Genomic DNA, 22,388 nt, shown 5'->3' with positions numbered 1-22,388 from the left:
ACGAGTGGTGGTCACGACGCTGCGCGGACACGGCGTTCCGCGCCCGCGCAGCATCATGAGGGGAAGGACTCGGTCAACCGAGGTCGACCGTCCTACTTGCGGCTCCACTCGGAAACGTTCCAGAACACGCCGGTCTGGTTCGGCTGGTACTTGTCCACTCCGGCGATCTTGTCCGAGGTGGCCACGTAGCCCACGGACTGGAACAGCGGGAGGCCGTAGGCGTCCTCGAAGGTGTGCTTGTCCACCTCAGCGATCTGGTCGTTGCGCGAGGACTCGTCCAGGTTGGCGCGGGCCTCGTCCACGAGCTTGTCCACGTCCGCGTTCGAGTACTCGTTGTAGTTGCCGCCGCCGCCGGTCTTGAAGATCTGCGAGAGCATCTCGGTGCCCACGCCCGGGGAGACCCAGCCGTACAGGGACGCGTCGTAGTCGCCGTCCGCGAGCTTCTCGGACCAGTTGGGATCGCCCAGGTCCTCGACCTTGAACCCGGCCTTCTCCGCGGACTCCTTGATCAGCTGGAAGGTGTCCACGCGCTGCGGATTGCCGTTGTTGTAAAGGATCCGCACGGTGGGGGTCTTGCCGTCGAGCAGCTTCTTGGCGCCGTCGATGTCCACGTCCCCGTAGAGTTTCTTGGCGTCGTTCTTCTCCACGGCCTTGGTGTAGGGCTCGCCCTGGCTGGAGACGAACATCTGCGAGTTGAGCACCTCGGCGTCCTCCTTGACCGGCTTGATCAGCTGGTCGAGGATCTGCTGGCGCGGGATGGTCTTCAGGAACGCCTCGCGGGTCTCCTTGTCCTTGAAGGTGTCCGAGCCGAAGTTCAGGTCCACGTGGTCGTACGCGAGCTGGTCGCCCTGCTGCACGTTCACATTCTCGATCTGCTTGACCTGGTCCATCGTGTCCTTGTTGACGTTGATCGGCTGCATGATGTCCACTTCGCCGTTGCGCAGCGCCTGGATCTGAGCCGTGGCGTCGCCGATGGTGCGCAGGGTGATCTCGTCCAGCTTGCCGGGCATGCTGCCGTTGTAGTTCTCGTTCTTCTTGAGCGTGACCGAATTGTTTTCCACCACATTGTCGATCGTGAACGGACCGTTGGACACGAGGACGTCCTTGTCCTCGGGCGTGGAGGTGAAGTTGAAGGAGGTGTCCCAGGCCTTGCCGATCTTCTCGAGTTCGGGCTGCTTCTGGGGGTTCTTGGAGTCGCCCTTCTTCTGGTTCTCGAGCACCTTGAGTAGCTCGTCCTCGGACATCCCGGCCTTCTTGGCCACCACGTGCGCGGGCATCAGGTAGTTCTGGTCGAAGGCGATCTCCCAGTCCGCGTTCTGCTTGCCCCACGTGACGGTCATGGTCTTGCCGTCCTCGGAGAACTCGGGCTTGTCCGTGGAGCTCAGGATGTCCGTGGAGCCGGCGATCGTGAAGTAGTCCTTGCCGGCCTTGCCGTCCTCGCTCGCGTCATTGGCGTAGCCGGAGAGCACGGACCACCACAGCATGAGGTCGGCCTTGTCCACCGCGTTGCCGTCGGACCACTTGGGGTCCTTGATCGTGTACTCGACGGTCAGGGGATCGTCCGAGACCTTCTTGTACGTGCCGAAGCCCTCGTTGGGGTGGATCTTCTGCTCCGGGTCCACCGTGATGAACCCTTCGCGGGTCATCTGGACCACGTGGCCGTTGATGTCCACGTTCGTCTTGGTGTAGCCCGGATTGGCACCCGAGAACTTGTTGGTCTCGGCGACATTGACCACGCCGCCGCTCTGGGCGCTTGCGCTGCTGTCACCGCCGCCGCCGTTGCTGTCGTTGCCGCCGCCCACGCTGGCGCAGCCAGTCAGCGTGAGTGCAGCGATTGCCGCGACGGACACGGCAGCCTTCCCCTTGAAGGTGTACTTTCCCATGACGTTTCCTCCCGATATGGTGTCCATGGAATGTGCGTTGCACCCCGGTGGTTGTTACCCCGAGTCGGGGCTGGCATCACCGATGGATTGTGGTGCGTCTCACGATGAAGCACAGGTTACTCGCGGATAACCTTTTCGGGGAGAAACCTTCCGCGTGTCACGGGAGTGTCGGATGATTTCGTCGTGGCGCGGGCAATGCCGAGCATCGAATCACATTCCGTGATATTGGCCGTACGCTGTTGCCATCATCACTTCGCCCCGTCAGGAGGCCCCCCGTGACCAACACACCGCACGAGCCCCGTAACGCGCCCCGCTTCCCCCCGGACGACGCCGCACGCCCGCCTCACACTCCCGGCTCCCGTTCCGCGGGCAAACCGCTGCGCGAGGGGTACGCGAACGCGCACGCGGCGCCGTCGGCCCCCGTGGACGCGCAACGTCCCGGGACGGCGGTCACGGACAGCGGGACCGCGCACTCGGCCTCGGGGGCAGGGGGTACGGCCTCCCCCGTGGATCCCTCGCTGGACAAGCCCGTCAAGCGCGGCGTGTCGGGGACCGTGTGGGCGGCGCTGATCCTGGGCGTGATCGTGCTGATCCTGTTGCTGGTCTTTATCATCCAGAACAACGTGGCCACGCGATTCGAGTACATGGCGTGGACGTTCAGCCTTCCGTTGGGCGTGGCCATGCTGCTCTCGGCGATCGCCGGGGCCCTGATCATGGCCCTCGTGGGGTCCGTGCGGATGTTCTCCTTGAGTCACCGCGTGCGCAAGCTCGAACGCGAGCGCGAGCGGATCAGGACCTCGCTGCACGGCTGAGAGCCCACTGCACCACGGCGCGCGGCGCCGGTCGATCGGGACCGGCGCCGCGTGTCGTCGTACTCCGGGGAGTGCGCGAGCGTGACAGCGCGTAGGGCGCGTGGTGACCAGCCGGTGGGCCCGCCGCACACGGAATCGGGTGCGGGCCAGCGGGTATCCTGGGAGGCAGCCCAGTGACCGTCAACGCAAGGAGCCATCGCTCATGCCCAAGATCATCTACACCGAGACCGACGAAGCACCCATGCTCGCTACGTACTCGTTCAAGCCGATCGTGGAGGCGTTCGCGTCCACCGCCGGTGTGGAGGTGGAGACCCGGGACATTTCCCTGGCCGCGCGCATCCTGGCCCAGTTCCCGGACCGCCTCACCGACGAGCAGCGGGTCCCGGACACCCTGGCCGAGCTGGGCGAACTCGTGGAGACCCCGGAAGCGAACATCGTCAAGCTGCCGAACATCTCCGCGTCCATCCCGCAGCTGAAGGCAACCATCAAGGAGTTGCAGGCGGACGGCTACGACCTGCCGGACTACCCCGAGGTCGCCACCTCGGACGAGGCCAAGGACATCCGCGCGCGTTACGACCGTGTCAAGGGCTCCGCCGTGAACCCCGTGCTGCGCGAGGGCAACTCGGACCGCCGAGCCCCCAAGGCCGTGAAGAACTACGCCCGGCAGCACCCGCACTCCATGGGCGAGTGGAGCAAGGACTCCAAGACCAACGTGGCCACCCTCGGCCACGACGACTTCCGCAGCAACGAGAAGTCCGTGATCATCCCCGAGGACGACACCCTGACCATCCAGCTCGTCACCGACCGGGGCACCACGGTGCTCAAGGAGTCCTTGCCCGTACTGGCCGGTGAGGTCGTGGACGGCACCTTCATGAGCGCCGCCGCGCTGGACGCGTTCCTCGCGGAGCAGGTGGCCCGCGCCAAGTCCGAGGACGTCCTGTTCTCCACCCACCTCAAGGCCACCATGATGAAGGTCTCCGACCCCATCATCTTCGGCCACGTGGTCACCGCGTTCTTCCGGGACGTCTTCGACCGCTACGGAGAGGACCTCGCCAAGGCGGGGCTGTCCCCCAACGACGGCCTGGGTGGAATCCTCTCGGGCCTGGACGCCCTGGACAACGGCCAGGAGATCAAGGCCGCGTTCGACAAGGCGATCGACGAGGGCCCCGAGCTGGCCTACGTGAACTCGGACAAGGGCATCACCAATCTCCACGTGCTCTCGGACGTGATCGTGGACGCCTCTATGCCCGCCATGATCCGCACGTCCGGAAAGATGTGGGGTCGCGAGGGCGAGCAGAAGGACACCCTGGCCGTGTTGCCGGACTCCTCCTACGCGGGGGTCTACCAGGTCGTGATCGACGACTGCCGCGAGAACGGCGCGTACGATCCCACGACCATGGGTACCGTCCCCAATGTGGGTTTGATGGCACAGAAGGCCGAGGAGTACGGCTCCCACGACAAGACCTTCGAGATCCAGGACGCTGGCACCGTCCAGGTGGTCAACGGTGCCGGTGAGGTGCTGCTGTCCCACGAGGTCCAGCCCGGTGACATCTGGCGTGCGTGCCAGGCCAAGGACGCCCCCATCAAGGACTGGGTGCAGCTGGCCGTGCGGCGTTCCCGCGACTCCGGGATGCCCGCCGTGTTCTGGCTGGACGAGTCCCGCGCCCACGACCGCAACCTGATCACCAAGGTGGAGCAGTACCTCGCGGAGGAGGACACCGACGGTCTGGACCTGCGGATCCTCTCCCCCGCGGAGGCCACCAAGTTCACGGTGGAGCGGCTGCGCCGCGGCGAGGACACCATCTCGGTGACCGGTAACGTGCTGCGCGACTACCTCACGGACCTGTTCCCCATCCTGGAACTGGGCACGTCCGCCAAGATGCTGTCCATCGTGCCGCTCATGAACGGCGGTGGCCTGTTCGAGACCGGCGCCGGTGGTTCCGCGCCCAAGCACGTGCAGCAGCTGCAGGAGGAGAACCACCTGCGCTGGGATTCCCTGGGTGAGTTCCTGGCGCTCGCCGCGTCCTTCGAGCACCTCGCCAGCCGCTACGACAATGCCAAGGCGCAGGTCCTCGCGGATACCCTGGACCGCGCGACCGGGACCTTCCTCAACGAGAACAAGTCCCCGTCCCGGAAGGTCAACGAGCTCGACAACCGCGGTTCGCACTACTACCTGGCCAAGTTCTGGGCCGAGGAGCTCGCGCAGCAGACCGAGGACTCCGAGCTCGCGCAGGCGTTCCAGAAGGTCGCTTCCGAGCTGCGCGAGAACGAGGACACCATCAACGCCGAACTGCTGGACGTGCAGGGTTCCCCCGCGGATCTCGGCGGGTACTACTGGCCCGTCCCGGAGAAGGTCTCCGCGGTGATGCGCCCCTCCGCCACGCTCAACGAGATCGTGGACGGGCTCAGCGCCTGACGTTCCGGAGTGTCTCGCGCGTGTGAGGGACCCAGGTTCGCGCGCGCGCAGCAACCGACGACGACGCCGCGTCGCCTCCGTACGGGGGCGGTGCGGCGTCGTTCCTTATCCGTCCCGAAAGATCCGGACACGCGAAAGGGGCGGGACCGCACGGCCCCGCCCCTCCTCCGGTGAGCTGATCAGGAGACGGCGGCGACAGCGGCGTCGTAGTCCGGCTCCTCGGTGATCTCCCCGACGAGCTGGGTGTGGACGACCTTGCCGTTCTCGTCCACGACCACGACGGCGCGGGCCAGCAGACCCTCGAGCGGGCCGTCCGTCTGGGTCACACCGTAGTCCTCGCCGAAGGACGAACGGAACGCGGACGCGGTGGTGACGTTGTCGATGCCCTCCGCGGCGCAGAACCGGCCCTGCGCGAACGGCAGGTCCTTGGAGACACACACCACGGCGGTGTTCTGCAGGGACGCGGCGCGCTGGTTGAACTCGCGCACGGACTGGGCACACACGCCCGTGTCCAGGGACGGGAAGATGTTGAGCACCATGCGCTTGCCCGTGAACTCGTCCGAGGCCACGGGGCTCAGATCCGCTCCCACGAGGTCGAAGGACGGCGCGGACTCTCCCTGGGCGGGCAGCTCGCCGACGGTGTGGACGGGGTTTCCTTGGAATGCAGTAGTAGCCATGTCTCCATTGTGGTGCGCGCCACTGGCCCGTGACACGCATGTCCGCCGTGCGCTGAACCGGGCTCGCTGATAGCCTCTGTGCCACCCCGCCCCGTGAGACGAGTCACACGGGTACCCCGCATCAGAGTCGCGTGACCGCCGGGCACCCCGGAGCGCGCAGCCCAGGAGGAATCACCGTGAGTACCACTCCCGTCACCGTGGCCGTGACCGGCGCCGCCGGCCAGATCGGATACAGCCTGCTGTTCCGGATCGCCCACGGGGACCTGCTCGGCCCCGAACGCCCCGTCCGGCTGAGGCTTCTGGAGATCTCGCAGGCCCTGCCCGCCCTCGAGGGAACCGTCATGGAACTGCAGGACTGCGCGTTCCCGCTGCTCGCGGACGTGGAGATCGACTCCGACGCCCGCACGGTGTTCGACGGCGCTCAGCTCGCCTTGCTCGTGGGTGCCCGCCCGCGGGCCAAGGGGATGGAACGCAGCGACCTGCTTGAGGCCAACGGTGCGATCTTCACGGAACAGGGCCGAGCCCTCAACGACGTGGCCCACGACGACGTGCGCGTGGTCGTGACCGGCAACCCGGCCAACACCAACGCGCTGATCGCCCAGCGCAACGCCCCGGACATCCCCGAGTCCCGGTTCAGCGCCCTGACCCGGTTGGACCACAACCGGGCCGCGGCCATGCTCGCCGCTGAGACCAAAACCTCGGTCGCGACGGTCAAGAACCTCAGCGTGTGGGGCAACCACTCCGCCACGCAGTACCCGGATCTGGACCACGCGATGGTGGCCGGGCGGCCCGCCCTGGACCTGGTGTCCCGCAAATGGGTCACGGACACGTTCATCCCCACGGTGTCCCAGCGGGGCGCGGCGGTGCTGCAGGCCCGCGGTGCGTCCTCCGCCGCATCCGCGGCGAGCGCGACGCTCGATCACGCCCGCGACCTCATGCTCGGTAACCGCCACGGGGACTGGACGTCCATGGCCGTGGTCTCCGACGGTTCCTACGGTGTCCCGGCCGGCCTGGTCAGCTCGTTCCCGGTCACCACGTCCGGGGGCGACTGGTCCGTGGTGCAGGGCCTGGAGATCTCCGAGTTCTCGCGTTCACGCATCGACGCGTCCGTGGCGGAACTCGAGTCCGAGCGCGACGCCGTGCAGCAACTGGGCTTGATCTGAGCCCGGCCCTGACCCGCACCGCCGTGTGCGGGGCGGGTCAGGAGTTCTCGGCCAGGGCGACGCGGAACGCTTGCTCGGCGGCGTCGGAGAAGGGGACGAAGACGACGGTGTCCACGGAGGTGTCCGCGGCGAGGACCGTGCGCACGGCGATCCGGGCGGCGTCGTCCAAGGGCCAGCCGTAGATCCCGGCGGAGACCGCGGGGAAGGCCACGGACACGGCGCCGATCTCGTCCGCCACGCGCAGCGACTCGCGGTAGCACGAGGCCAGGACGTCACTGCGATCGGTCTTCTTCGCGAACACCGGGCCCACCGTGTGGATGACCCACGTGGCGGGCAGGTCATACCCCTTGGTCGCCACGGCCCCGCCCGCGGGCAGCCCGTCCGGGAGGGTCGTCTCCCGCAACTGCTTGCACTCGGCGAGCAGCTGTTTCCCGGCGGCGCGGTGGATCGCCCCGTCCACACCGCCTCCGCCCAGGAGCTTGGAGTTGGCCGCGTTGACGATCGCGTCCGCGTGGACCTTCGTGATGTCACCCTTGCGAATCTCGATGTTCATACGGCCACACTAGTCCCGCCCCGTCAGCGAGCCCCATGGGCCCCTAGGCTGGGAGCATGGCCGATCTCGAACTGTTCGACGATTCAGGGGTCCACACCGTCCTGTGCGTGGTGGCCCATCCGGACGACATGGAGTACGGGGGTTCGGCCGCCGTCGCCCGCTGGACCCGGCGCGGCGCGACGGTGAGCTACCTATTGTTGACCGCCGGGGAGGCGGGGATCCGGGACCGCGATCCGAGCGACGTCGGCCCGTTGCGGCGGGACGAACAGGAAGCGGCGTGCCGGGCCGTGGGGGTCACCGATCTGCGGATCCTGGACCTGCCGGACGGGACCCTCCAATACGGACTGGACCTGCGGCGCAGGATCGCGCGGGTGATCCGCGAGGTCCGCCCGGACACCGTGGTCACGATCGACTGGTCCGTGGAGGCCGGGTGGGGTCTCAACCAGGCCGACCACCGCGTGGCCGGGATGGCCGCGCTCGACGCCCTGCGGGACGCCGATAATCCGTGGGTGTTCCGGGAGCTGCTCGAGGACGAGGGGCTCGAGGCGTGGGGCGCCGAACGGTTGCTCGTCACGGGCGCGCAACCCGATCATGCGATCGAACTGTCCGAGGAGGACATCACCGCGGCGGTCGAGTCGCTGCGCTGCCACGAGCAGTACCTCGCCGCGCTGGACGGGCACCCGGATCCGCACGAGATGATCACGGGCATGACCGAAGGCGCCGGGCGCGCCGCGGGTGTGGACCACGCTCTCGGGGTGCGGGTCTTCCCACTCTGACGTCCTCGGAGTTGTCCGCGGAGACGTCACCAGGGGCGACGGCGCCCGTGCCCCCGCGGGACGCTGGCACTGGCGCCGTTCGCCTCCCCGCAATGTCTCGTAGCAGTCAGCCCCTCCCCCGGGCGCGCGCGTCACGGGAACGGTCTCCCCCAGCGCGATGAGACACACCGCGACCACGTTGGTCCCGGCCACCCCGGTGAAGAACCCGAAGGCCCGGGCGGGGACGTGCAGGTCCTCGAGAACCCGCTGCGGATAGGCGACCACGCGCCACGCGGTGAGGACCACGAGCATCGCCTAGACCGCGAGTGCGAACCCCATGACCACGGTGGTGGGTCCGTGGAATCCCAGGTGGTACGCCCCCACGGAGACGATGCCGGAGGCGATGACCACCGCAAAGCACGACCGCGGCAGGCTCGCCACAGTGCTCTTCAGCGCACCCAGTGCCCGTCCGGTGATCCCTGCCGTGGCTGTGCCGCTCACGCGTCCTCGACCGGGGCCGCATAGAACCACCGGCCTGCACGCCTGGCGAACCGGGAGTTCTCGCGCAGCACGCCCGGACCGTCGGGACCGCGGTAGGTGGCCTCGAACTCGACGGTGCCGGCGGCGTCGTCCTCCCCGCCTGCCTCCGTGCGCACGATCGTGAGCCCCGTCCATTCGACCCGGGGATCGCTCGCCGTGTCCGCCGGACGGTGCGCGGGGTGCCACGTGCGGAACAGGTGGTCGTCGTCGCCCGTGGCGAACGCAGTGTAGCGCGAACGCATGAGGGCCTCCGCGGTCACGGGCCACCGCTCGTGACGCACCGCGGGGCCGCAGCACTGTTCGAACGGGGCACCGGCGGGCAGCCCACCGCAGGGACAAACACTCATGCGCGGGAGTTTACCCCCGCGCTGCCCCCACCCCTCGGGGTGCGACGTCGCCCTACCCGGCGCGTGCACGTGGCCTTCGCCGGTCGGGCCGCATGACAGCCGGGCGGTACGTCAGCGGGCGGCACGGGGGCCGCGGGTCCGACGATCGTCGTCGGGCACATCCCGCGGCCCGCCCCGTGCGGCCATGGCTCCGGCGGTCAGCGACCCGCGATCGAGTACCCCTGGACCGGGCCCTCCGTGTTGGGTTTCCACCCGAGGGCGGGTGCCACGTGCTTGGCGAAGTTCTCGAGGATGCGCAGGTTCAGCTCGGGGCCCAGCTGGCTCGGGATGGTGAGCATGAGGGTGTCGGCGGACATGACGGCGTCGTCGGCGCGCAACTGCTCGATGAGGACGTCCGGCGAATCGGCGTAGGTGCGCCCGAATGTGGAGGTGAACCCGTCGATCACGCCCACCTGGTCGCGGGACTCGCGCGCGCCCATGTAGGAGAAGATCTCGTCCTCGGGGCCCACGATCGGGAACACGCTGCGGCTCACGGACGTGCGCGGCGTACGCGTGTGGCCCGCCTTCGCGAAGGCCTCGCGGTAGCGGCGCAACTGATCGGCCTGTTGCGCGGCGAACGTACCCTCGTTGGCCTCCGTGAGCAGTGTGGAACTCATGAGGTTCACGCCCTGCTCGCCCGCCCACTCGGCGGTCCGGCCCGAACCGGCACCCCACCACACGCGTTCCGCGAGACCCGGTGATTTCGGTTCGATGGCGAGCCGTGCTCCCGCGCCGTACTGGGCGGGATCCGCGTAGGTCATGGGCTCACCCTTGATGGCCCGCAGGAACGTGTCGAAGTGCTCCCGGGCGATGTCCGCACCGCGCGGATCCGTGGAACCCAGGTAGCCGAACGCCTCCCACCCGCGCAGCGCGGGCTCCGGTGAACCGCGGCTCACGCCGAGGGCCACGCGGCCGTCCGAGATGAGGTCCAACTGGGCCGCTTCCTCCGCGAGGTAGAGCGGGTTCTCATAGCGCATGTCGATCACGCCGGTGCCCACCTCGATGTGGCGGGTACGGGCCGCAATGGCGCCCAACAGGGGCATGGGGGACGCGGACTGGCGTGCGAAGTGATGCACGCGGAAGTACGCGCCGTTGACGCCCAGCGCGTCCGCGCCCTCGGCGATCTCGATCGCGTCCTTGAGGGCCTGACGAGCATCCGGGTCCGCATGTCCACGCCCGGAACCGTAATGACCGAAACTCAGGAATCCGAAAGCCTTCATGACCGGTGCAACCGCGACCCCGCCCTTTTTATTTCCTGTGCAACTTCTTGCACGATGAGCACGCCGCCGCTCGGTGTCGATCGCACGCCGGCGTCCGGGCATCCCGTGTCCGCGGGGGTGATTTTCAAGCGGCCCGTGCGCGCGCGGCGTCGTCGCACCCCGGAATCGGCCCCGCGGGGGCAGTTCCCGGGGTCAGGCCTCGCCAGACTCCTCCTCCCCTGAGGCGGGGGCCGCGGCGAGGGCCATGACGTCGTCGAGCATCTCACGCGTGAGCAGGCCCGTGAACGTGTTGCGCTGGCTCACGTGGTAGCACCCCACGAGTCGCACCGTGCAGCCTTCCGGCGTGCGCAACCGTGCCACGGCACCGTGGCCGAACTTCGGGCGCGGTCGGGGCACGTCCCAACCCATGCGCGCCGCGGCGGCCAGGGTCGTGTGCCACGCGATGCCCCCGAGCGCGAGCATGCTCTCAAGCTGTGGGAGCAGCGCGATCTCCTGCTCGAACCACCCACTGCACGCCGCCTTCTCGTCCGGTGCGGGCTTGTTGGCGGGCGGCGCGCAGCGCACCGGGGCGATCATCCGCACACCGCGCAGCGTCTGCCCGTCCCCCGCGGTGCTCACGGTCTCGTTCGCCGCGAACCCCGCGCGGTACAGCGCCGCGTAGATCCAGTCCCCGGCACGATCCCCCGTGAACATGCGACCCGTCCGATTGCCGCCGTTCGCCGCGGGCGCGAGTCCCACGATCACGAGCCGCGCCATGGGGTCCCCGTAGGACGGCACCGGGCGCCCCCAGTACGGCTCCCCCGCGAACGACGCCCGCTTGCGCTCGGCCACGTCCTCCCGCCACTCGACGAGCCGCTCGCACGTGCGACACACGCTGCACAGGGCGTTGAGCTGCTCGACGTCGCTCGCCCCCGCCGCGAGCTCACGCACCCGGGCGGCGTCGCGGGCCACGGGTGTGTCCGCTCGCGCGGGGTCCTCCGGCCACCCGGTCCCGGGCGGCACCGGGGACGGGAAGAGCTGCCCGGTGAGCGGGTGGGGCAGGAGCGTCTGGGGGTTCTCGGCCATGCGTGTGCCTGTCTCAAGGGTGCGAGTGGGTGTGGAAGGGTGCGGAAATGCGGTGACGTGCGGTGCGGAGCGGGCGACGCCGCCCGGGCCGCGAGCGCCGTCGTCCCCGCCCCGAGTGGAACAGGTAGGGAATGACCGAGGCGAGCACGCGACGTCGGGCCCGCGGCTCAGAGCAGGGTGTCCTCCCCGAGCCGGCGCAGGATCTGCCGACGCCAGCGCTGTGGGAACTCCGGGGCGCGGGTCAGCGCACGGTAGGCGTCCGGGTCCGCCATGCCGGCGTTCATGATGCGCACGACATCGCTCACGGACACCGCGCCCGACGGCCGGCTCGTGAACTCGAACGTGTCCCCCGCGGCCACGTGACCTTCGCGCAGGACCCGCAGGTAGAACCCCGTGCGGCCGGTGTCTTCCATGTCCCGGGGCAGCTGGGCGTCCTGCCACCTGCGGGACACCGTGGCGCACGGCGTGCGGGGCTGGGTCACCTGGACCACCGCGGTGCCCACCCGGTACACGTCCCCCAGGTGGACCTGATCCTCCGTGGCGCCGCGCAACGTGAGGTTCTCGGAGAACGCACCGGGGCCCAGATCGCGGCCCTCGCGCCGCCACCCGTCGTAGTTCTCATGGGGATAGCAGCACACGGCCTTCTCGGGACCGCCGTGCACCGAGATGTCCCCCTGTTCGTCCCCGATGAATCCCGTGGCGCTCAGGAACACCCGGTCCGTGCGGGCCTCCTTGTCCGCGGCGGTGTCGAAGGCCTTGCCGCCCCAGCGCTGCCGCCGCACCGCGCCGGTGTGCAGTGCGACCACCGCGGCATCCGTGACCGTCAGCTGTGGATTCTCCATGGGTCCTCCTGATCCCGGGGACTGCTCACCGGATGGGGTATGGGCGCCGCTCGCGCGGTCCGGCCGGTCCGCCCGCCTGTCAGTTGCTTCACGACCCGCGGCGTCTCGCGCTGCCGCGTGCTGTTTCGTGCGCCGCGCGTGGCTCGTTGCTCCTTGCCCCTTGCTCGCTGTGATTCATGCGTGCGCCGGGACACAGTCCGGACAGTACACCCGGGCCCCGGAGGCCGTGCAGTCCTCGCAGCACAGGAACAGCTGCCGGCATGTGGGTTCCGCGCAGTTCACGAACGTGGGTGTCGCCGTGCCGCATTCCTCGCAGCGGCCCAGCGAGCGCGCATCAGGGGAGAATTCCATGTGCATACGTTTGTCGAAGACGTAGAGGGAGCCGTCCCACAGTCCGTGGTCCCCGTACTGCTCGCCGTAGCGCACGATCCCGCCGTCCAGCTGGTACACGTCCCGGAATCCCCGGTTCTTCAGCAGCACGCTCAACACCTCGCAGCGCACTCCCCCGGTGCAGTAGGTCACCACGTGCTTGTCCTTGAGGTGGTCGTACTTCCCGGAGTCGAGTTCGCGGATGAAGTCCCGCGTGGTGCCCGTGTCGGGGACGACGGCGTCCCGGAACCTCCCAATCCGCGCCTCCAGCTCGTTGCGTCCATCGAAGAACACCACGTTTTCCCCGCCCCGGTCCACGAGCTGGTGCAGTTCGCGGGGTGTCAGGTGGGTGCCACCGCCCTGGACCCCGTGCTCCGTGACCGTGATGACGTCCGGGGCGTGGAAGGACACGAGCTCGGGGCGCACCTTGACGCTCAACCGGGGGAAGTCGTCCCCGCGGCCGTCCGACCACTTGACGTCCGCATCCTTGAACGGGACGTACTCCCGCAGCCCGCGGACGTACCGTTTCACGTCCTGGATGTCCCCTCCCACCGTGGCGTTGATCCCCTGTGCGGAGACGATGATCCGCCCCGTCACATTGCTGCTCCGCGCCAGGTTCAGCTGCCACAACCGCACCGCCTCCGGATCCGGCAGGGGTGTGAAGACGTAGAACAGCACGATCTTGGGGAGGGACATGACTCCAGCGTAGATCCCCGCTCCGACCGAACATCTGTGCCCCGAAAAAGCCGTTCCCGGCCGATCCCGCGGTCGTTCCGGGGCATGTGTGTTGTGCAGTGGGATTGCCGCGGGGGTGTAAGGCGGGGGATGTGGGGCGGGGTGCGGGTGCGCGTGGCCCTCGCTGGATTGGATACAGCCGTGGGGAGGGCCTCACCTGCCACCGACCCGGCGGTGTGGGGCTCACAGATCCCGTGCTCCGCGCGTTGGACGCCTGACTTGATGAGCTGCCCATGATCCATCGGCGCCGAACCTCCGGCACATCGTTCTAGGGAGCACCATGTCCACCGCGTCCGTTTCCGCCGGCGCCCCCAGCGCTCATCGTGATCTTCTCCCTGCTGGCGGGTCGCAACGCGCCCAAGTCATGGACCACCAAGGCGCCCGTGAAGGACGTCTCCCCCGCCGACTGAGCGTTCCCCGCGTACCGGGACGCAGCGGCGTTGTCCGCCGCTCGGGTGAGCCCCGGGTCCGGATTTGTCGGCGCGGTCCGCGCCGGTGTCACACCCGACGACGCCGCCGCACCCCTCCCCGCTCGCGACGCACGCGTCTGCCCGTGGCGGGTCTGCGGCGCAACCGTGCCAGCGCCCCGGGGCCGAGGTTCGCGGGGCCGGGCAGGCGCTACCCGAAACGGCGCGCTGCGACGCTGACCACGGCGCTGAGGACGATAGCCCCGGCCATACCGGCGGTCTCGTGACCCAGGCCCGCGAGCAGTGCCATGAGGCCACTCGAGAGCAGGGCGCTCGTGGCGTAGAGGGTGTTCCCGCCGAAGATGGCGGGCAACCGGCCCACGGCGATGTCCCGGATCATCCCCCCGCCCACGGCGGTGACGACCCCCAGCAGGATGGCCGGTGGCCATGCGAGCCCGGCACCCAGGGCCTTGACGGTGCCCGTGGCGGCCCAGCACCCCACCGAGAGACAGTCGGCCAGGAACAGGGCGCGCATCGTCCAGCGGTGACCGAAGACCATGAGGTAGGCGATCACCGCGCCGGCGAGCGCGGAGGTGAGGTAGGCGGGGTTGGTCAGCGCCACCGGGAAGCCCTGTTGCAGCAGCGTGTCCCGCAGCATGCCGCCGCCCAGTCCGGAGACGATGGCGAGCACCGTGAATCCCACGAGGTCCATGCGCAATTGGCGGGCCACGACGCCGCCCAGGATCCCTTGGTCAGCACGCCCAGCAGATCCACGGCGCTGAAGACGGATGCCGCCTCGATGCTCACTGCGTGTTCTCCCGTCGACCCGTTGCGTGAACGGGGACCAGCATAGGGGCCGATCGGCGCACCGGGCGGCAACCGGCACGTCGATCGGTTCCGCGGGTGGGAACCCCGGCTGCCCGTGGTGCACCCCGTGGGGGTATCGGTGCACGTCAGAGCGGATCCGAAGATTCACCCGGGAGCAATCCACGGGTCACCCACGGCGCCGATCATGAGGTCATGACTCTTCAGAACGGCCCCTTGAACCGTCGTCAGCTCATGAGCGGGGCCGCCCTGGCCGCCGCCGTGACCGCCGTCCCCTCCGCCGCGCTCGCCCATGACAAGCCCTCCCGCGGGCCGGGGCTCGTGGTCGAGCGCCTCACCCTCCCGAGCGGGGTGGCCAGTGGCGACGTCACCTCCGACTCCGCCGTGCTGTGGGCACGATCCTCCGGCGCGGGGCGCTTGCACGCCGTCCTGCGGGCCACCGCGGCGGACGGCACCGTCCTGCGCGGGCGCCGCGCCACCAAGCTGCACCTCGTGAGCGGGTGGGCCCACCCCGGGACCGACCACACGGCCAAGATCCTGGCCCGGAAGCTTCCCGCCGGAACCCGCTTCGACGTGACGTACCGTTTCGAGGACGACTCCGGACGCATGGGTGAGCGACTCACGGGGTCGTTCACGACCGCCCCGGAGCGTACGAACCGCCGCGGTCAGTGCGCTCCCCAGTCCTTCGTATGGACCGCTGACACCGCCGGTCAGGGCTACGGCATCAACCCGGAGATCAGAGGCATGCGCGGTTATGCGGCAATGCATGCCACGCGGCCCGATTTCTTCCTGCACTCCGGGGACACGATTTACGCGGACAACCCCCTGGAGCCCACGCGCCAGGTACCGGGTGAACCGCTGTGGCGCAATGAGGTCACGGAGGAGGTCTCCAAGGTCGCCGAGACGCTTGCCGAGTTCCGGGGCCGCCACCGCTACAACATGATGGACACCAACCTGCGGGCCATGTACGCGGAGGTCCCCGTGATCGCGCAGTGGGACGACCACGAGACCACCAACAACTGGTGGCCCGGTGAGGTCCTGGACGACCCGCGGTACACGCAGGTCCGGGACGTGGACACCCTGGCCGCCCGCGGCCGGCAGGCGTGGCAGGAGTACATGCCCATCGCCGACTCCCGCGCACTGCGCCGCGGCACCGGTTTCGAGCCCGCGCGCATCCACCGCAAGATCGCCCGGGGCCCTCATCTGGACGTCTTCGCCCTGGACATGCGCACGTTCAAGAGCGAGAACACCAATGGGCTGGAGTCGCACGAGACGGAGATCCTGGGCGAGGAACAGACCCGGTGGTTGATCCACGAGCTGTGCCGGTCCCGGGCCACGTGGAAGGTCATCGGCAATGACCTCCCCCTGGGTCTGGTGGTCCCGGACGGGAAGGGACAGGAATCCATCTCCAACGCGAACCACGGTGCACCACTGGGCCGTGAGCTGCAGCTGGCCCGCGTGCTCAAGGCGATCAAGGACCACCGGATCAAGAACGTGGTGTTCCTCACCGGGGACGTGCACTACTGCGCGGCCCACCACTACTCTCCGGAGCGGGCGGCGTTCAAGGACTTCACGCCGTTCTGGGAGTTCGTGGCCGGGCCCATCAACGCCGGTTCCTTCGGCCCCAACGAACTGGACCGCACGTTCGGCCCCCGCGTGGACTTCCAACAGGCCGGTCCGCCCATGGGCTCCCCGCGCTCGGGCGAGCACCAGTACTTCGGACACGTGAACGTCGCGGGGGACGGCAGCGCGTTCACGGTGCGCCTCATCAACGCCAACGGCACCACGGTCTACACCCGCACGCTCACCCCGCAGCGGTGACCGCGCGGCGCCAGCGGACACCCCGCTGGCGTGGTGTTCCGTGGTCCACGGATGCGCCAGGATAGGAGCATGAACGACACCCTGCCCGGTTACACCGTCCTGGACGGCCCGCCCACGATCCCGGACTACCTGTCGCTCCGCCGTGAGGCGGGGATGAGCCGCAAGACCGAGGAACAGGCCGCGGCCGGGATCGGCGGCGCGTGGGCGGCGATCCACGCGATCCACGACGAGTCCGGTGACACCGTGGGCATGGGCCGGGTGATCGGGGACGGCGGGTGGTACTTCCACGTCATCGACATGGCGGTGTTGCCGCCGCATCAGGGCAGGGGCATCGGCTCCGCGGTCCTGCGCGCGCTGCTGGATCGCATCCACCGCGACGCACCGCCGGGCGCGTACGTGTCCCTCATGGCGGATGAGCCCGGGCGTCCGCTGTACGAGCGGCACGGGTTCGCGGACCCCGCGCCGCGGACCATCGGGATGAGCCTGTCCATGGATCGCGGCGCGCATGACTGAGCGTCCCCCCGCTCCGGTAAATCCGGGGTCCGCCCCACAGGACGACGACGCCGCCGTCCCGGGTCACGCCGTGTCAGGTCGCTCCACCCCGCCCCCGTCCGACGCACCCACCGCACCCCGGTGGGACGCACCGTGCGGGCGGATCATCGGATGGCGGGACGGGCCGGTGGACCGGGCCACCGGGATCCGGTACGCGAGCGCGGGGCGTTTCGAGCGACCGCGGCCCGTCGCGGCGTCGTCGGCGGAGCTCCACGCGACCGAGCCGGCGCCCGCGTGCCCGCAACCGCCCATGCCGTTCCTGGACGACGTCGTGGGCAGCAACATCGGAGAGCTGCCCCAGGACGAGGACTGCTTGCGCGTCTCCGTGACCGTGCCTGCGAACACGCCGCCGGACGCCGGGCTGCCCGTGATGGTGTGGATCCACGGCGGGTCGTACGCATCCGGCGCGGGGGACGCGCCGTTCTACGACCCGCGCGTGCTTGTGAGCGAACAGCGCGTGATCGTGGTGAACGTGACGTACCGGCTGGGGCTGCTCGGTTTCCTGGGCGACGGCGCGGACATCCCCGCCAACCTGGGGTTGCTGGACATGATCACTGCCCTGCGCTGGACGCGCGAGAACATCGCCGCGTTCGGCGGCGACCCCGCCAACGTCACGGCGTTCGGTCAGTCCGCGGGTGGGGACGCGGTCGCGCACCTCATGATCGCCGACGGCGCTCGGGGCCTGTTCCGCCGTGCCGTCATCCAGAGCGCGCCGTTCGGCCTATTGGCCGGGCGCGCCACGATGAGCGAGCTCATGGCGACGACCGCGAGCGCACTCGCCCGGGATGCGTCGCTGGACGACATCCGCACGATGCAACAGCGCGTGGCCAAGGCCGCCACGCGGTTCGGACTCAAGGGCCAGATGCCGTTCGGATTGCAGTACGGTCACGACCCGCTGCCGCCGGAATCCGAACTGGACCGGCACTGGTGCGAGGCCGCCCCACACGTGGAGGTCCTCGTGGGCAACACGACCCGCGAAGCCGCGCTGTTCACCGCGCGCATCCCCCCGCTACTCCGGCGGATGAACCACCCCCGCAAGTCCCGCGGCGTGGAGCGGATCCTGATCAGCCCGTTCACCCAGCGGCTCTACGGCCGGGGTGCCCGCCGGTTCGCGCAACGCCATGTCCGCTCGGGTGGCACGGGCGCACGCTACGAGTTCTCGTGGGGTGTGGGGCGCAGCCCGATCGCCGCGGCGCACATCTCCGAGCTGCCCCTGCTCTTCCCTGGCCCGGCATGGGAGCGCACCCCCATGGTCGAGGGACACACGTGGGCGGACGTTCTCGCCGACGGCGCTCGCTTGCGTCGCGCGTGGGCGGACTTCGCGCGGGGCGAACCCGTCACGAGTGATTCCCGCGCCGGGCTGCGGATGTTCCCGCCGGATACGGGTCGTGCCGTCTGAACAGGGTGGCTCGGGAACACGGGTCACTCGACGGCGTCGGGCGTGAACAGGTCCTCGATCCGACATTCGAACACGGCGGCGAGCCGGAACGCCAACGGGAGGCTGGGGTCGAACCGGCCGCGCTCGATCGAGATCACGGTCTGGCGGGAGACGCCCAGCAATTGTGCGAGGTGGGCCTGCGACCACGACCGGTCTCCCCTCCGCTCCGCGATCCGGTTGTCCACTAGGCCCCTCGCCTGTTGAGTACCGCGTAGCGGATGGCGGCATCAGCCATGACGAACACGAGCAACAGCACCAGGAGGGTCGATCCTGCGATCTCGAATTGCGTGAGGGCCAGGACGACGCAGCCCAGCCCGGCCACCACCAGGAAGTCGTGGAAGGCGCCCGAGGCCGCCTTCTCGTACCACTGGCCCTCCACGTTGTCCTCCGCGTGGGGATCGGACTTCGCTGTGTATCGGGAGACGAACACGAACCACGACAGGGCGAACATGGGCCCGGCGGTGCACATCGCGAAGATGACGAACGCCATGAGCCGGTTCTCGTCGGAGAACCATGCGGCCACGTCACCCAGCGCCGCCGCGGCGAGCGCACCGGTGATGAGCATGGTGACATAGGCGGACGGGGGCGCCTCCATCCGGCGCTCTGCTCGAGTGGTCATGACTGCGATCCCTTCACCCGGTCGGAGCGGGGATACCGTTCCGAATGTCGATGGCTACAGTCAAGTGTGCTTGACACCCGATGTCAAGGGTGTTTGACATCCCGAGGTTCAACGCTTCGAGGGGTGTCCTCCGGGGTCGACGGCGATGCCCGCGGCGCGGGCGATGTCACCGTAGATCCGCGCGAGGTCGTCCAGGGAGCTGTGGGCGTTGAGACCGCTGGGGTTGGGTGCCACGAACAGTTCGGTGCCCGGCCACGGTGAATCCTGCCGCCCCGTGACGGCCTTGGGGCGGTCGAAGGCCGCGCGGTACGCGGTGATGCCGAGCACCGCAACCACGGCGGGATGCTCCGCGCGGACCAGTCGGTCCAGCCGCTGTGCCCCCTCGTGGAACTCCTCCGCGGTGAGCTCATCCGCCCGCGCAGTGGCCCGGGGACACACGTTGCTGATCCCGATCCCCCGGTCGGTCAGTTGCGCCAGCTCCTCCGGGACGTAGCCGTCGGCGGCGTTGATCAGGGTCGGGGTGATCCCCGCGCGGTGCAGCGCCGGGTAGAACCGGTTACCCGGCCGGGCGAAGTGCGCACCGGTCGCGGCGGTCCACAGCCCCGGGTTGATACCCACGAACAACAGCCGCAACGGCTGGGGCAGCAGATCCGGGACAGTGCGATCCCGGTAGGAGTCGAGTTCGGCGCGTGAGAATCCCATGGTGGATCATGCTAGGCCGCAGCACCGACGGCCCGGATGGATGCCGGAACACAGCTGGCGCACTCGGAGCAGAACGTCCCTCCGTCGAGTCGGGGGGCGCGGCTTGACCACGCCTCCAGCGAAGCCGACAGCGCGGCGGGAACATGCTCCTTCGATGACGCGGAGCGGGCAGCGCTGCGGGAACCCACCCCTCCGACGACGCAGCCCGGAACGGCGGGAGCGGGCCGGGTCGGAACCAGCGCGCGTCACGTCCCCGGCGGCGTCGGCCCCGTGGATGGCAGACGCCCCGTGCGCACGGCCGCCGCACCGGCGAGGATCACAAGGCCCATCCCGATGATCTCCGCAGGGCCCAGCACCTGCCCCAGGATCACCCAGCCCACCAGAGCGGCGACCGCCGGCGCCAGGCTCACCAGGATCGAGAACGTCTCGGCGGCCAACCGACGCAGTGCCGCGAGTTCGAGGGCGTAGGGCAGCGCCGAGGACAGCAGCGCCACCGCGAGCCCCACGAGCAACACGCGCGGCTCGAGCAACGCCGCTCCACCGCTCGCGATCCCGAAGGGCGCCGCGAGCACCGCGCCCATCACCATGGCCCATGCGAGCCCCTGGGTCCCCGGGAAACTGCGCCCCGCCTGCCGGGACATCAGGATGTACACGGCCCACATCGCGGCCGCAGCCATGGCGAAGAACACACCCGCCAGGTCGGGGACCCCTGAGCCCGGGCCCACACCGCTCAGCAGCACGACGCCCGCGAGCGCCAGGGCGGCCCACAGCACCCCGCTCCACTTCCGGGACAGCACCACGGACAGCGCGAGCGGTCCGAGTAGTTCGATGGTCACCGCGATCCCGAGCGGCAATCGCGCGATCGCCTGGTAGATCAACAGGTTCATCCCACCGAGGGCCACCCCGAATGCCAGCACGACCCCGATCGTGTGCCGCGTGAGCCCCGCCGGGGAGGGTCGCACGACGGCGCACAGCACCACCGCGGCAAGGACCAGACGCAGGAACACGGCACCCGTGGCGCCCACGTGGTCGAACAGCCTCACGGCGATCGCCGCGCCCGTCTGCGTGACGAACGCCGCGGCGACCACGAGCAGCACGCCCTGCGTGGACGAACCACCGCTCTCCCGAGCCGTCGGTGAGGTCGAGGGATTCACGGCGTCCACGCTACGCGGTGCCCCGCGGTACCGGGTCAGCTCGCGACGACGCCGCTGCGCTCGCGTCCCGCGCGGGTGCCGAGTGCCCGGGTACCCCGGTTGCGACCCCGGACCAGGGCCATGATCCAGATCAGCAGGGTCACGGCCGCGAGGATGAACGCCGCGGTTCCCACCACCTGGGACGCGGGTCCACTGGAGGTGCGGGCCACCCCGATCCACACGAGCGCCCACACCACGGCCGCGGCCACGGTGAAACGCGGACCCGGGAGCCGGGCGGAGACGGCGGTGAGGAGCACGCAGCCATGCGGCGTTGAGCACTATGGACACCCCGGCGATGTCAGCCACGAAGGTCCCGGTCACCCCGGCGCCCACGAGTGTCCTGCCGATGCAGAACACCCCGCTCAAGGTCACGAAGACATGGCGGCCGAGGTCGGAGTGCACCCGGGGTTCTCCTGTGGTCGTGGACTCAGAACCCTGTCGGCCGGGGCGGCGACGCCCGCGCGTGTTAACCGCGGGGCCCGCCCGGAGGCGCTCCGCGCGGGAATGATGCGCGCCGATCGGCGGCATCGCAGCGGATCAGCGGTCGGTGAGCAGGAACGTGCGCAGCGCGGAGATGACCTCGTCCGGGCGGTCCGCGTGCACCCAGTGGCTCGCACCGCGCACCGTGGTCCGCACCGTGCGCGGGAAGAGCGCGCGCATCGCGGGGACGTCGCTGTCCTGGACGTAGTCGGAACGCTCCCCCGCGATCCACAGCACGGGCCCCATGAAGGTGCGCCCTGCGACGTCGTCCGCGGGCCAGTCCCCGATGGCGCCGAGCTCGGCATGGAGCAGGCCCAGGTTGGGCTGCCACCCGAAACCGCCGTCCCGGTGGCGCAGGTTCTGGAGGAGGAAACCGCGCACGTGGTCCTCGGGGATCTCGGGGCGCAGCGCGGCGTCCGCCTGGGAGCGGTGGCTGACGTCGCTCAGGTCCAGGCGCTGCAGGGCGCCCAGCAGGTGCTCGAAGTCGCCCCGCCCGGCGCCGGACTCCTGCGCACCCACCGGGGAGATGTCCACGACCACGAGCCGGCGCACGAGTTCCGGGTGACGCAGGGCCAGGATCATGGCGACCTTGCCGCCCATCGAGTGGCCCACCACGTCCACGGGACCGTCCGCGGCGAAGGACTCACGCAGCTCGGCGGCCACGGTATCCGCCATGGCTGCGTAGCCGAAGCTCTCGGTCCAGGCGGACTCACCGTGGTTGGGCAGGTCCACGAGCAAGCTGCGGAACTCGGGTCGCAATCCCTTGGCGATGTTCGTGAAGTTCTTGCCGCGGCCGAACAGCCCGTGCAGGAACACGACGCGATACTCGCCGTCTCCCACGAGCGTGGTCTTCACGAGGGGTTTCTGGTCCTGGGGCACGGGCCCAATCTACTGTGCGCGCCCACCGCGCCCCAAAGCGGACACCGCCCCGCACG

23 protein-coding genes are annotated in these 22,388 nt (G+C 69.5%); 7 read left to right on the top strand and 16 right to left on the bottom strand.

Translation table 11 applies throughout. From position 1 onward, the window contains the following. Window positions 1-92 precede the first annotated feature (92 nt). Window positions 93-1,883 carry an ABC transporter family substrate-binding protein gene (locus tag Q9R22_RS10990; protein ID WP_131332579.1) on the bottom strand — a complete coding sequence of 597 codons (1,791 nt, stop codon included), beginning with the start codon at window positions 1,881-1,883 and terminating at the stop codon, window positions 93-95. A gap of 275 nt (window positions 1,884-2,158) precedes the next feature. Between Q9R22_RS10990 and Q9R22_RS10985 the strand changes: the two genes are divergently transcribed. After that, on the top strand, window positions 2,159-2,695 hold the full coding sequence (locus Q9R22_RS10985) for a lipopolysaccharide assembly LapA domain-containing protein (RefSeq protein WP_242670625.1): 537 nt from the start codon (window positions 2,159-2,161) through the stop codon (window positions 2,693-2,695). A 202-nt stretch (window positions 2,696-2,897) separates the two neighbouring features. Then, a complete protein-coding gene (locus Q9R22_RS10980) occupies window positions 2,898-5,111 on the top strand; it encodes an NADP-dependent isocitrate dehydrogenase (protein WP_131332578.1) in 2,214 nt (737 codons plus the stop codon). A 179-nt stretch (window positions 5,112-5,290) separates the two neighbouring features. On the opposite strand, the gene tpx is transcribed toward Q9R22_RS10980, so the two are convergent. Continuing rightward, window positions 5,291-5,788, bottom strand: coding sequence for a thiol peroxidase (gene tpx, locus Q9R22_RS10975; RefSeq protein ID WP_131332577.1), 498 nt, complete (start codon window positions 5,786-5,788; stop codon window positions 5,291-5,293). A 176-nt stretch (window positions 5,789-5,964) separates the two neighbouring features. Between tpx and Q9R22_RS10970 the strand changes: the two genes are divergently transcribed. Beyond that, a complete protein-coding gene (locus Q9R22_RS10970) occupies window positions 5,965-6,951 on the top strand; it encodes a malate dehydrogenase (protein ID WP_131332576.1) in 987 nt (328 codons plus the stop codon). Window positions 6,952-6,988: 37 nt separating this feature from the next. On the opposite strand, the gene Q9R22_RS10965 is transcribed toward Q9R22_RS10970, so the two are convergent. Then, window positions 6,989-7,504, bottom strand: a complete 516-nt coding sequence (locus tag Q9R22_RS10965) for an O-acetyl-ADP-ribose deacetylase (protein WP_131332575.1) — start codon at window positions 7,502-7,504, stop codon at window positions 6,989-6,991. A gap of 56 nt (window positions 7,505-7,560) precedes the next feature. Between Q9R22_RS10965 and Q9R22_RS10960 the strand changes: the two genes are divergently transcribed. After that, window positions 7,561-8,280 (top strand): PIG-L deacetylase family protein, encoded by a 720-nt coding sequence (locus Q9R22_RS10960; protein WP_085107130.1) that lies wholly within the window; start codon window positions 7,561-7,563, stop codon window positions 8,278-8,280. A 294-nt stretch (window positions 8,281-8,574) separates the two neighbouring features. On the opposite strand, the gene Q9R22_RS10955 is transcribed toward Q9R22_RS10960, so the two are convergent. The 7 genes from Q9R22_RS10955 to Q9R22_RS10925 form a co-directional block, all read right to left on the bottom strand. Continuing rightward, window positions 8,575-8,760 (bottom strand): hypothetical protein, encoded by a 186-nt coding sequence (locus tag Q9R22_RS10955; protein WP_085107129.1) that lies wholly within the window; start codon window positions 8,758-8,760, stop codon window positions 8,575-8,577. Beyond that, complete coding sequence (locus tag Q9R22_RS10950) at window positions 8,757-9,146, bottom strand: YchJ family protein (RefSeq protein ID WP_131332574.1); 390 nt, start codon at window positions 9,144-9,146, stop codon at window positions 8,757-8,759. Before Q9R22_RS10950 ends, Q9R22_RS10955 begins: the two co-directional genes overlap by 4 nt. A 197-nt stretch (window positions 9,147-9,343) precedes the next feature. Further along, window positions 9,344-10,405, bottom strand: coding sequence for an LLM class flavin-dependent oxidoreductase (locus Q9R22_RS10945; RefSeq protein ID WP_131332573.1), 1,062 nt, complete (start codon window positions 10,403-10,405; stop codon window positions 9,344-9,346). A 192-nt stretch (window positions 10,406-10,597) separates the two neighbouring features. After that, a complete protein-coding gene (locus Q9R22_RS10940) occupies window positions 10,598-11,470 on the bottom strand; it encodes a uracil-DNA glycosylase (protein ID WP_131332572.1) in 873 nt (290 codons plus the stop codon). 167 nt (window positions 11,471-11,637) lie between these two features. Then, a complete protein-coding gene (locus Q9R22_RS10935; RefSeq protein ID WP_131332571.1) occupies window positions 11,638-12,312 on the bottom strand; it encodes an MOSC domain-containing protein in 675 nt (224 codons plus the stop codon). Between the two features lie 174 nt (window positions 12,313-12,486). Next, entirely contained in the window at window positions 12,487-13,377 is an 891-nt protein-coding gene (locus Q9R22_RS10930) for a rhodanese-related sulfurtransferase (RefSeq protein ID WP_064846040.1), read from the bottom strand. 657 nt (window positions 13,378-14,034) lie between these two features. Next, window positions 14,035-14,553: a trimeric intracellular cation channel family protein gene (locus tag Q9R22_RS10925; RefSeq protein WP_242670623.1), complete on the bottom strand. Its 519-nt coding sequence runs from the start codon at window positions 14,551-14,553 to the stop codon at window positions 14,035-14,037. Between the two features lie 290 nt (window positions 14,554-14,843). Between Q9R22_RS10925 and Q9R22_RS10920 the strand changes: the two genes are divergently transcribed. From Q9R22_RS10920 to Q9R22_RS10910, 3 genes are all read left to right on the top strand, one after another. Then, window positions 14,844-16,469 (top strand): alkaline phosphatase, encoded by a 1,626-nt coding sequence (locus Q9R22_RS10920; protein ID WP_165489774.1) that lies wholly within the window; start codon window positions 14,844-14,846, stop codon window positions 16,467-16,469. 69 nt (window positions 16,470-16,538) lie between these two features. Then, window positions 16,539-16,982 (top strand): GNAT family N-acetyltransferase, encoded by a 444-nt coding sequence (locus Q9R22_RS10915; RefSeq protein ID WP_131332570.1) that lies wholly within the window; start codon window positions 16,539-16,541, stop codon window positions 16,980-16,982. After that, window positions 16,975-18,420, top strand: a complete 1,446-nt coding sequence (locus tag Q9R22_RS10910) for a carboxylesterase family protein (protein ID WP_131332569.1) — start codon at window positions 16,975-16,977, stop codon at window positions 18,418-18,420. The genes Q9R22_RS10915 and Q9R22_RS10910 overlap by 8 nt, the downstream gene beginning before the upstream one ends. 23 nt (window positions 18,421-18,443) lie before the next feature. Here Q9R22_RS10910 and Q9R22_RS10905 read toward each other — a convergent pair whose 3' ends face one another. From Q9R22_RS10905 to Q9R22_RS10880, 6 genes are all read right to left on the bottom strand, one after another. Further along, a complete protein-coding gene (locus Q9R22_RS10905) occupies window positions 18,444-18,644 on the bottom strand; it encodes a helix-turn-helix transcriptional regulator (RefSeq protein WP_064846036.1) in 201 nt (66 codons plus the stop codon). Beyond that, a complete protein-coding gene (locus Q9R22_RS10900) occupies window positions 18,644-19,078 on the bottom strand; it encodes a hypothetical protein (protein ID WP_131332568.1) in 435 nt (144 codons plus the stop codon). The genes Q9R22_RS10905 and Q9R22_RS10900 overlap by 1 nt, the downstream gene beginning before the upstream one ends. Window positions 19,079-19,186: 108 nt before the next feature. Next, the gene (locus tag Q9R22_RS10895; protein ID WP_131332567.1) at window positions 19,187-19,780 is read right to left on the bottom strand and encodes a mismatch-specific DNA-glycosylase; all 594 of its coding nucleotides are present in this window, start codon (window positions 19,778-19,780) and stop codon (window positions 19,187-19,189) included. A gap of 245 nt (window positions 19,781-20,025) precedes the next feature. Further along, window positions 20,026-20,934 (bottom strand): DMT family transporter, encoded by a 909-nt coding sequence (locus tag Q9R22_RS10890; protein ID WP_131332566.1) that lies wholly within the window; start codon window positions 20,932-20,934, stop codon window positions 20,026-20,028. Window positions 20,935-20,969: 35 nt separating this feature from the next. Continuing rightward, window positions 20,970-21,230 (bottom strand): hypothetical protein, encoded by a 261-nt coding sequence (locus Q9R22_RS10885; RefSeq protein ID WP_131332565.1) that lies wholly within the window; start codon window positions 21,228-21,230, stop codon window positions 20,970-20,972. Window positions 21,231-21,510: 280 nt separating this feature from the next. Further along, window positions 21,511-22,332: an alpha/beta fold hydrolase gene (locus tag Q9R22_RS10880; protein ID WP_131332564.1), complete on the bottom strand. Its 822-nt coding sequence runs from the start codon at window positions 22,330-22,332 to the stop codon at window positions 21,511-21,513. Between the last annotated feature and the right edge of the window lie 56 nt (window positions 22,333-22,388).

Source organism: Kocuria sp. PD6 (assembly GCF_031844145.1).
GTDB classification, from domain to species: domain Bacteria; phylum Actinomycetota; class Actinomycetes; order Actinomycetales; family Micrococcaceae; genus Kocuria; species Kocuria marina.
Note: the sequence above shows the minus strand (reverse complement) of the source record. Positions and strands in the feature narration are given on the sequence as shown.

Bases quoted from the DNA above. Each gene is read 5' to 3' on its own strand.
- Q9R22_RS10930 (WP_064846040.1), bottom strand. From the start codon at position 13,377: ATGTCCCTCCCCAAGATCGTGCTGTTCTACGTCTTCACACCCCTGCCG.
- tpx (WP_131332577.1), bottom strand. From the start codon at position 5,788: ATGGCTACTACTGCATTCCAAGGAAACCCCGTCCACACCGTCGGCGAG.
- Q9R22_RS10915 (WP_131332570.1), top strand. From the start codon at position 16,539: ATGAACGACACCCTGCCCGGTTACACCGTCCTGGACGGCCCGCCCACG.
- Q9R22_RS10960 (WP_085107130.1), top strand. From the start codon at position 7,561: ATGGCCGATCTCGAACTGTTCGACGATTCAGGGGTCCACACCGTCCTG.
- Q9R22_RS10980 (WP_131332578.1), top strand. From the start codon at position 2,898: ATGCCCAAGATCATCTACACCGAGACCGACGAAGCACCCATGCTCGCT.
- Q9R22_RS10945 (WP_131332573.1), bottom strand. From the start codon at position 10,405: ATGAAGGCTTTCGGATTCCTGAGTTTCGGTCATTACGGTTCCGGGCGT.
- Q9R22_RS10940 (WP_131332572.1), bottom strand. From the start codon at position 11,470: ATGGCCGAGAACCCCCAGACGCTCCTGCCCCACCCGCTCACCGGGCAG.
- Q9R22_RS10935 (WP_131332571.1), bottom strand. From the start codon at position 12,312: ATGGAGAATCCACAGCTGACGGTCACGGATGCCGCGGTGGTCGCACTG.
- Q9R22_RS10910 (WP_131332569.1), top strand. From the start codon at position 16,975: ATGACTGAGCGTCCCCCCGCTCCGGTAAATCCGGGGTCCGCCCCACAG.
- Q9R22_RS10950 (WP_131332574.1), bottom strand. From the start codon at position 9,146: ATGAGTGTTTGTCCCTGCGGTGGGCTGCCCGCCGGTGCCCCGTTCGAA.
- Q9R22_RS10990 (WP_131332579.1), bottom strand. From the start codon at position 1,883: ATGGGAAAGTACACCTTCAAGGGGAAGGCTGCCGTGTCCGTCGCGGCA.
- Q9R22_RS10965 (WP_131332575.1), bottom strand. From the start codon at position 7,504: ATGAACATCGAGATTCGCAAGGGTGACATCACGAAGGTCCACGCGGAC.
- Q9R22_RS10920 (WP_165489774.1), top strand. From the start codon at position 14,844: ATGACTCTTCAGAACGGCCCCTTGAACCGTCGTCAGCTCATGAGCGGG.
- Q9R22_RS10900 (WP_131332568.1), bottom strand. From the start codon at position 19,078: ATGACCACTCGAGCAGAGCGCCGGATGGAGGCGCCCCCGTCCGCCTAT.
- Q9R22_RS10895 (WP_131332567.1), bottom strand. From the start codon at position 19,780: ATGGGATTCTCACGCGCCGAACTCGACTCCTACCGGGATCGCACTGTC.